Origin of the sequence: Mycobacterium sp., assembly GCF_032159565.1 — a bacterium.
Classification (GTDB): Bacteria; Actinomycetota; Actinomycetes; order Mycobacteriales; family Mycobacteriaceae; genus Mycobacterium.
Map to the genome: position 1 here is coordinate 56,343 of NZ_JAVHWR010000080.1, position 7,073 is coordinate 63,415.

Sequence of the window (7,073 nt, forward strand, 5' to 3'; positions counted from 1 at the left end):
GTGGTCACTTGGCCGTCGCGCGGGTGATCCTGTTGGCCAGCAATGTCTGGAACGGTGCGCGCGATTTGGTCGACTCTTCGTATGCCAGCAGCGACTCGAGGTCGGCGACACGCAGCGACGACAGCCGCGCCCGCAACTGCGCCAGCGTCAGCGTCTCGTAGTCCAGACGCGTGACGACCTCCGGCAGGTCGGTCGCCACCGGCGCCGGGTCTTCCGGTTCCGTCTCGGGCTCGCCGCCGGTGAACAGAGCGAACCTGCCCTCGGTGAGCCGTTCGCCGTCAGGGCCCGACGGTGTGGGCGCCTCGTCGATCACGTCCTCGTCGAACGTCGCCCACTCGGGCTGCTCATCCTTCGGCGGGAACAGACCCTCCAGCGTCTCGTCGCCCTTGTTGACCAGATCGGCCACGTCCTGCTGCATCTTCATCACCAGGTGCGCGATCTGACTCGCGACGGTCATCGGGTAGGTGAGAATGGTCTGCGGAAGCTTGAGTGTTTCCTCGATGGCGGTTACCGCCGCTCCTACCAGCAGACGGACGCCATACGGTGCAGTAGCCATGGGCCCCAGCCTACGGCTGGCCTCCCGGCAGTGCGGGTCAGTACCCTGGGATCCATGCCACCGACTATCAACATGGGGATTCCCGGCGCCTCCATCTCGGCGTCCAGCGGTGTGGCAGGTAAAAGGGTTCTGCTGGCCGAACCCCGCGGGTACTGCGCGGGTGTGGACCGGGCCGTGGAAACCGTCGAGCGCGCCCTGGAAAAGCACGGCGCGCCGGTGTACGTCCGCCACGAGATCGTGCACAACCGGCATGTGGTCGACACGCTTGCCAAGGCAGGCGCGATATTCGTCGACGAGACCGACGAAGTGCCTGAAGGCGCGATCGTGGTGTTCTCCGCGCATGGCGTCGCCCCAACCGTGCACACCACGGCGGCCGAGCGCAAGCTGCAGGTCATCGACGCGACGTGCCCGTTGGTTACCAAGGTGCACAACGAGGCCAAGCGGTTCGCCCGCGACGACTTCGACATTCTGCTGATCGGTCACGAGGGCCACGAAGAGGTCGTCGGCACGGCGGGCGAGGCACCCGATCATGTGCAGCTCGTCGACGGTCCCGACGCGGTCGACGAGGTGACGATCCGCGACGAGAACAAGGTGATCTGGCTGTCGCAGACCACGCTGAGCGTCGACGAGACGATGGAGACGGTGCGCCGGCTGCGCGAGAAGTTCCCGACGCTGCAGGACCCGCCGAGCGACGACATCTGTTACGCCACGCAGAACCGCCAGGTCGCCGTCAAGGCGATGGCGCCCGAATGCCAGCTGGTGATCGTCGTCGGCTCCCGCAACTCGTCGAACTCGGTGCGGCTGGTCGAGGTGGCGCTGAACGCAGGCTCTGACGCTGCCTATCTCGTCGACTACGCCAACGACATCAACCCGGCCTGGCTGGACGGGGTTACCTCCGTCGGCGTCACCTCCGGCGCCTCGGTTCCCGAGATCCTGGTTCGCGGCGTGCTGGATCGGTTGGCCGAGTACGGATTCGACATGGTGCAGCCCGTCACCACCGCGAACGAGACACTGGTTTTCGCGTTGCCGCGCGAGATTCGTCCGCCCCGCAGGTAGGGCTTTCTAGACGTCGTACTCCCAGGCCTCGGCCCGATGTTTGGACGCGCGCGGCCGCGCCCGGTATTGCGGACGCTGCTCGCCCTCGTCGGCACCGCGGTAGCGCACCCGAGAGACCGGGTGGTGGGTGCCGTTGCCGTTCGAGCCGTTGCCGTTCGAGCCGTTGCCGTTCGAGCCGTTTCCGTTGGTGCCGTGCGGTTCGAACGGCTCGAAGCCGTCGAACCGGGTGTGCCGTTCGGGTCGTTGATAGGGGGACCGGCGCTCACTCGGCGGCGGTTGCTTGCGGGGTTCTCGTGCCGACGTCGACCGGGTGCGCCGTCGTGGCTCGCCGGCGGGTGGCACCGTCGGGTCGGTGGTCCGGCGGGTGGGGCGCTGCCGACGCGGGCGCTCGGTCACCGGCTCGATGATCTCGGTCTCGGGCGGACGGGTGTGCCGCGAGCGCGACGGCTGTGCGCGCTTGGCAGGCCGCCCGCTGCGGGTTCGTGCCGTGGCTGCGGTCTTCTTGGCTGTCTTGGCGCCCCGGTCGATCGAATGCTGCTTAGTGTGTCGCGGTCGCGGCGCCTCGTCGGCGGCGTCCTCGTCGTCGGCGTCGCGCGTCAGGAGACCCGAGATCTTTGCTGTCACCGCCGACAACGCGCCCTCGGATGATGCAGGCCGTTCGGCAGCGGGGGTGCGACGCAGCGACATGCCCATGTACCAGCGGACCAGCCCGACCAACAAAACGATCGCCGAGGTGAAGAACATCAACGGGAAGCGCTCGATCAAGGGATAGCCGCAGTTGATCAGCAGATCCTTGATGCCGCCGATGCTGCCGCCGTTAAAGAGGAAATATGCGCCCGGCACGCAGACGAACAGGATCAAAGGAGGCTGGATGACTGCGGTGAACACACCGGTCTGTCGCACGGCCACCACGGCCGCGACGCACCCGACGGCGTAGGCGGCAGCAAAGGCGAAGTTCAGCTCCTTGGCGCCGGAACCGGCCTCGAACGCGAAGCCGATGGCGGTGAACGTGACCGCGATGAGCACTGCGCCCCACGACGGCACACCGGGAATGGTGGGGATCATGGAGCGATGCTCGGCCGCAACCGCAGACCTCGCGCGCTGTCCTGACACACGTTGACCGTACCGGCTTCGGCTGGAAGTAGCTGCCAGCGCACGCTGGCGCGCCTGCGGCCGTCTCCTAGACTTAAGTCCCTGTGAGCTTGAATCTGGGAATCGTCGGACTGCCGAATGTCGGTAAGTCAACGCTCTTCAACGCGCTGACGCGCAATAACGTGCTGGCTGCCAATTACCCCTTCGCCACGATCGAGCCGAACGAGGGTGTGGTGCCGCTGCCGGATCCGCGGCTGACTGAGCTCGCGGATTTGTTCGAATCCGAGAAAATCGTGCATGCACCCGTCACGTTCGTCGACATCGCCGGGATTGTCAAAGGCGCCTCCGAGGGCGCAGGTCTCGGCAACAAGTTCCTGGCGAACATCCGTGAAAGTGACGCGATCTGCCAGGTGGTGCGCGTCTTCACCGATGACGACGTGGCCCACGTCGACGGACGAATCGACCCGAAGTCCGACATCGAGGTGATCGAGACCGAACTGATCTTGGCCGACCTGCAAACACTGGAGCGGGCGCTGCCGCGGCTAGAGAAAGAAGCCCGAACCCACAAGGAGCGCCGGCCCGCCCATGAGGCCGCGGTGGCCGCGCAGGAGATTCTCGACGGCGGCAGGACGCTGTTCGCGGCGGCCCAGTCGGTCGACACGGCGTTGCTGCGAGAGCTGAACCTGTTGACGACGAAGCCGTTCCTCTACGTGTTCAACGCAGACGAGGCGGTGCTCACCGACGCCGAGCGCACCGCCGCGCTGCGAGAGATGGTCGCCCCGGCCGACGCGGTGTTCCTCGACGCGAAGATCGAGGCCGAGCTGCAGGAGCTCGACGACGAGTCGGCGGCCGAGCTGCTGGAGTCGATCGGCCAGACCGAGCGCGGCCTCGACGCGCTGGCCCGCGCCGGCTTTCACACGCTGCGGCTGCAGACATTCCTCACGGCCGGGCCCAAGGAGTCACGGGCGTGGACGATCCATCAGGGCGACACGGCGCCGAAGGCCGCCGGGGTCATCCACACCGACTTCGAGAAGGGCTTCATCAAGGCCGAGATCGTCTCCTACGACGACCTGATCGGCGCCGGCTCGATGGCCGCGGCGAAGGCCGCCGGCAAGGTCCGGATGGAAGGCAAGGACTATGTGATGGCCGACGGCGACGTAGTCGAATTCCGGTTCGGATCTGCGTCTACGAGCAAGCAATAGCAGCACCGAGGTGGTCAGGTGCGATGATTCGCTACCGCGGTCGCGACTGGGGTACGCACCTGGGACCTTCGCGCTGATGCGAGGATGCGGCTGGGCGACGAAGCGTTTAGTGACGACGATTTGGGTGTTGTCGTTTCTCATCGCTGGTTGCACGTCTGATGGCGGCCGGACCGACGGCGCAACTGGAGACTTCGCTCGCGCAATGCAGATCGGTGGACGGGATGTTTACCTGACGTGTCATGGTCGGGCTGCGGCCGGTGCGCCGACCATCGTCTTGATCTCGGGCTACCACGACTCTTCGGACGTCTGGACGCAGGCCGACGTGCTCGGTCTGCTGCCTCCAGCCGTGGGTCCACCGGTCTTTCCCGCGCTTGCCGAATCACATCGGGTCTGCGCGTACGACCGTCCCGGCACGCTGCGTTACGTCGAGGGCACACCGCTCACCGGTCGCAGCACCCCGGTCCAGCAGCCCCGTACCGCCGGCGAACTCGTCGCGGAGCTCCATGACGTGCTAACCGCGGCGGGGATCGCGCCGCCGTATGTCGTGGTCGGCCACTCACTCGGCGGACTGATCGCTCGCGCGTATGCGCAGGCCCACGCCGATCAGGTACGCGGCGTCGTGTTCGTCGACGCTTTCAGCGCCACTATCCCCGCGGTCTTCGGCTCACGCTGGCCGACCTATCGCGACGAGGGTCTCAACCCTCCCATCGGCCGAATGCCGATCGCCTCGATGCGCAACCCTGACTCCGAACGGGTTGACCTCGACGCGAGCGTCGCCGAAGTGCTTGCGGGACCACCCTTTCCGAGGGTACCGGTGGCGGTGTTGACCAAGACGGAGCCGTTCGCCGGGTTGACGTCGTTTCCGGGACTGCCCGCGGACGAAACCAACCGACTCTACGAGCAGGCCGAGGACGCCATCGTCGCACTGGTACCGAACACGCCACATCTGATCGCCACCGGCAGCGACCACTACATCCAGTTCTCACAGCCGGACTTGGTGGTACGCGCCACCGAACTGGTCGTGGAACGCGCCGTCGCGCAGCCCTGAAGGGCCAGCTCTCATGCCGCCGGCGACGTGGTGGAGTTCCGGTTTGGAAAAACGTCTACGTCGAAATAAGGGGGCTTGCTCGTGCGACGTTTCACGCGATCGCCCGGGCGATCAGCAGGTGCGGTGCATTGGCGTCGTCACTGATCTGACGGTGTTCGACGCTCAGGCCGGTGCTGCGTAACGCGTCGGTCACGTCCGGTACCGGACGGAGATGGAAACCGTGTCCTGTGAATGGAAGTCTTGCCATGACCTCCGGGTCGGCCAGTCCGATGACGAGTCGACCCGTGCTGTTGATCACCCTGGCAAGCTCCGCGAATGCAGGATCGAGGTCTGCGACGAAGTAGATGGTGTTGACGGTGATGACGCCGTCTAATTCCCCATCGGTAAAAGGCAGTTCCGTCATGGACGCGGAATGCAATGACAGCCGCCCCGATGCGATGTCTCGGCGGTATCGCCCCGCGGCCTGACTGAGCATCGTCTCCGACACCTCGACACCGTGAACACGCCCGGAAGGACCGACATCGTGGAGCAGGAACTTAAGCCCCACCCCTCCACCGAATCCGACATCGGCCACCGCCGACGCTTCGTCGGGTTGCAGCGCCTGCGCGGCGCTCTTCACCAAGTGCCGGTTGCCTCGATTGAGCGCGGCACCGACGAGGCGCCCGCGGAGACCACTCGGATGACCGAGCTGCTTCGCTACACCCGCCATGACGGAATGCCGAACCCCCATCTCACGACGGTAGGGCACTGATGGCGATGAGGCACGAATTTGACATGAACCGACGGAGCACAGGCGAAAGCATGTCCTGATGGGAAGCCGCGACGTGGTCGAGTTCCGGTTCAACGTCTAAAAACCTGTTCCGCAGGTATTTTGGCTCGCGTTCCGCAGTGGGTCCGCAGCAGCTTTCAGGGACGCGTCGAACAGCTCACCCGGCAGCCTTCCGTGTGCGGTCATTCGCATCGGGCCAGAGGTGTGCGTAAGTGTTCAAAGTGACAGCAGGGGAGGAGTGCCCAAGCGCACGCTGGACAGTCACTACATCACAGCCCTAGGCGATGAGACCCGAGGCGTAGAAGTGACGGCAATCATGCAGGCGGTACTCGACCCCCCGGCAGCGGCCTTCGCCCGGCGCCACCAATGGGCCACCGAGTTCTGGTGCAGCGGGTGATCACCCTCGCCGGGAAACAACCACCTCGGAGCAGAAGCACGACTGTCGGACTCCTGCTCCGGGAGGTGTAGGCGGATGTGTTCGGCGAGCACCTCGAGCTGCCCTTCCGGCGCTTAGATAGTGCGTTCGGAACCGAACTTCGGCGGGCGTATTTCCACCTCGCCACCGTTGGCTCGCTGGACCTGCCGCTCCACTTTGATTTCCTTGCGGAGGAAGTCGATATCGGAGACAAGAGAGTGGCGGGCCGAACGGGGGAACGTTAGATCAGACGTGACGGTGGGGCCGGCGGCATATCGCCACCGGCCCCACCTATCGCTAGCGCGGCGTTAGCATGGACGCGCGAACGTTCACCCGCTCAGATCACAGCGGGATCCAGAGGCCCAGGAACCAGAATCCCCAGGCACCGCGGTCGTTGTCGAAGTATGGCTCAACACGTTGACCCTGCCAGTTGAAGGGCTGATGGTCCCAACGGGCGTCGTCGAAGCCGCGCTGATCCCATGGCCGCTGGTCCCAGCCACCCCGATCCGGTCGCCATTGATCCGGTCGCCACTGGTCCCCAAACTGGCGACCGTCGCCACCGTCTCCACGGTGATCCTGTCCGCCGTCACCACGTTGGTCGCCCTGGCAGTTTTGTGGCCAGCACGGCTGCCCACCATTCCCATGGTCGGCGGACGCCGTGCCGAGACCGACGCCCAACCCAAGAGCGCTAAAGCCCAACGCGCCCACGATCGCGGATCGCGCCACAGTCTTCTTGAAACTCATTGTTGTGCTCCTTCAGTGTTGTGAGCGTGCCTCCGAATCGTGTCGACAGATCCGAAAGCCAGCACCGCTCGCGACCGCCTTACGCTTTCGCTTGGCAGGCGGCGTCGCTTCGAGGAATGGCGATGCTCGTTCGAGGATGCGTCGCACTGCTATACCGTGCGACAGTGAGACCCTCACTTGCTCTATCGAGG

At 65.4% G+C, this 7,073-nt stretch carries 7 protein-coding genes; 3 read left to right on the plus strand and 4 right to left on the minus strand.

The window, feature by feature from the left end; genetic code table 11:
* Positions 1–4: 4 nt before the first annotated feature.
* On the minus strand, positions 5–556 hold the full coding sequence (locus QOC76_RS10125) for a lipid droplet-associated protein (RefSeq protein ID WP_526356695.1): 552 nt from the start codon (positions 554–556) through the stop codon (positions 5–7).
* 54 nt (positions 557–610) lie between these two features.
* On the opposite strand from QOC76_RS10125, the gene QOC76_RS10130 reads away from it, so the two are divergent.
* On the plus strand, positions 611–1,612 hold the full coding sequence (locus tag QOC76_RS10130) for a 4-hydroxy-3-methylbut-2-enyl diphosphate reductase (RefSeq protein WP_526356696.1): 1,002 nt from the start codon (positions 611–613) through the stop codon (positions 1,610–1,612).
* A gap of 6 nt (positions 1,613–1,618) precedes the next feature.
* On the opposite strand, the gene QOC76_RS10135 is transcribed toward QOC76_RS10130, so the two are convergent.
* A complete protein-coding gene (locus tag QOC76_RS10135) occupies positions 1,619–2,677 on the minus strand; it encodes a DUF6542 domain-containing protein (RefSeq protein WP_526356697.1) in 1,059 nt (352 codons plus the stop codon).
* Between the two features lie 131 nt (positions 2,678–2,808).
* Between QOC76_RS10135 and ychF the strand changes: the two genes are divergently transcribed.
* Both ychF and QOC76_RS10145 read left to right on the plus strand, forming a co-directional pair.
* The gene (gene ychF, locus QOC76_RS10140) at positions 2,809–3,906 is read left to right on the plus strand and encodes a redox-regulated ATPase YchF (protein ID WP_526356698.1); all 1,098 of its coding nucleotides are present in this window, start codon (positions 2,809–2,811) and stop codon (positions 3,904–3,906) included.
* Between the two features lie 202 nt (positions 3,907–4,108).
* A complete protein-coding gene (locus QOC76_RS10145; RefSeq protein WP_526356699.1) occupies positions 4,109–4,954 on the plus strand; it encodes an alpha/beta fold hydrolase in 846 nt (281 codons plus the stop codon).
* 91 nt (positions 4,955–5,045) lie between these two features.
* Here QOC76_RS10145 and QOC76_RS10150 read toward each other — a convergent pair whose 3' ends face one another.
* Both QOC76_RS10150 and QOC76_RS10155 read right to left on the minus strand, forming a co-directional pair.
* A complete protein-coding gene (locus QOC76_RS10150; protein ID WP_526356700.1) occupies positions 5,046–5,684 on the minus strand; it encodes a class I SAM-dependent DNA methyltransferase in 639 nt (212 codons plus the stop codon).
* A gap of 796 nt (positions 5,685–6,480) precedes the next feature.
* Positions 6,481–6,882 carry a hypothetical protein gene (locus tag QOC76_RS10155; RefSeq protein WP_526356701.1) on the minus strand — a complete coding sequence of 134 codons (402 nt, stop codon included), beginning with the start codon at positions 6,880–6,882 and terminating at the stop codon, positions 6,481–6,483.
* Positions 6,883–7,073: the final 191 nt, after the last annotated feature.

Bases quoted from the DNA above. Each gene is read 5' to 3' on its own strand.
- QOC76_RS10135 (WP_526356697.1), bottom strand. From the start codon at position 2,677: ATGATCCCCACCATTCCCGGTGTGCCGTCGTGGGGCGCAGTGCTCATC.
- QOC76_RS10150 (WP_526356700.1), bottom strand. From the start codon at position 5,684: ATGGGGGTTCGGCATTCCGTCATGGCGGGTGTAGCGAAGCAGCTCGGT.
- QOC76_RS10145 (WP_526356699.1), top strand. From the start codon at position 4,109: ATGCAGATCGGTGGACGGGATGTTTACCTGACGTGTCATGGTCGGGCT.
- QOC76_RS10155 (WP_526356701.1), bottom strand. From the start codon at position 6,882: ATGAGTTTCAAGAAGACTGTGGCGCGATCCGCGATCGTGGGCGCGTTG.
- QOC76_RS10125 (WP_526356695.1), bottom strand. From the start codon at position 556: ATGGCTACTGCACCGTATGGCGTCCGTCTGCTGGTAGGAGCGGCGGTA.
- QOC76_RS10130 (WP_526356696.1), top strand. From the start codon at position 611: ATGCCACCGACTATCAACATGGGGATTCCCGGCGCCTCCATCTCGGCG.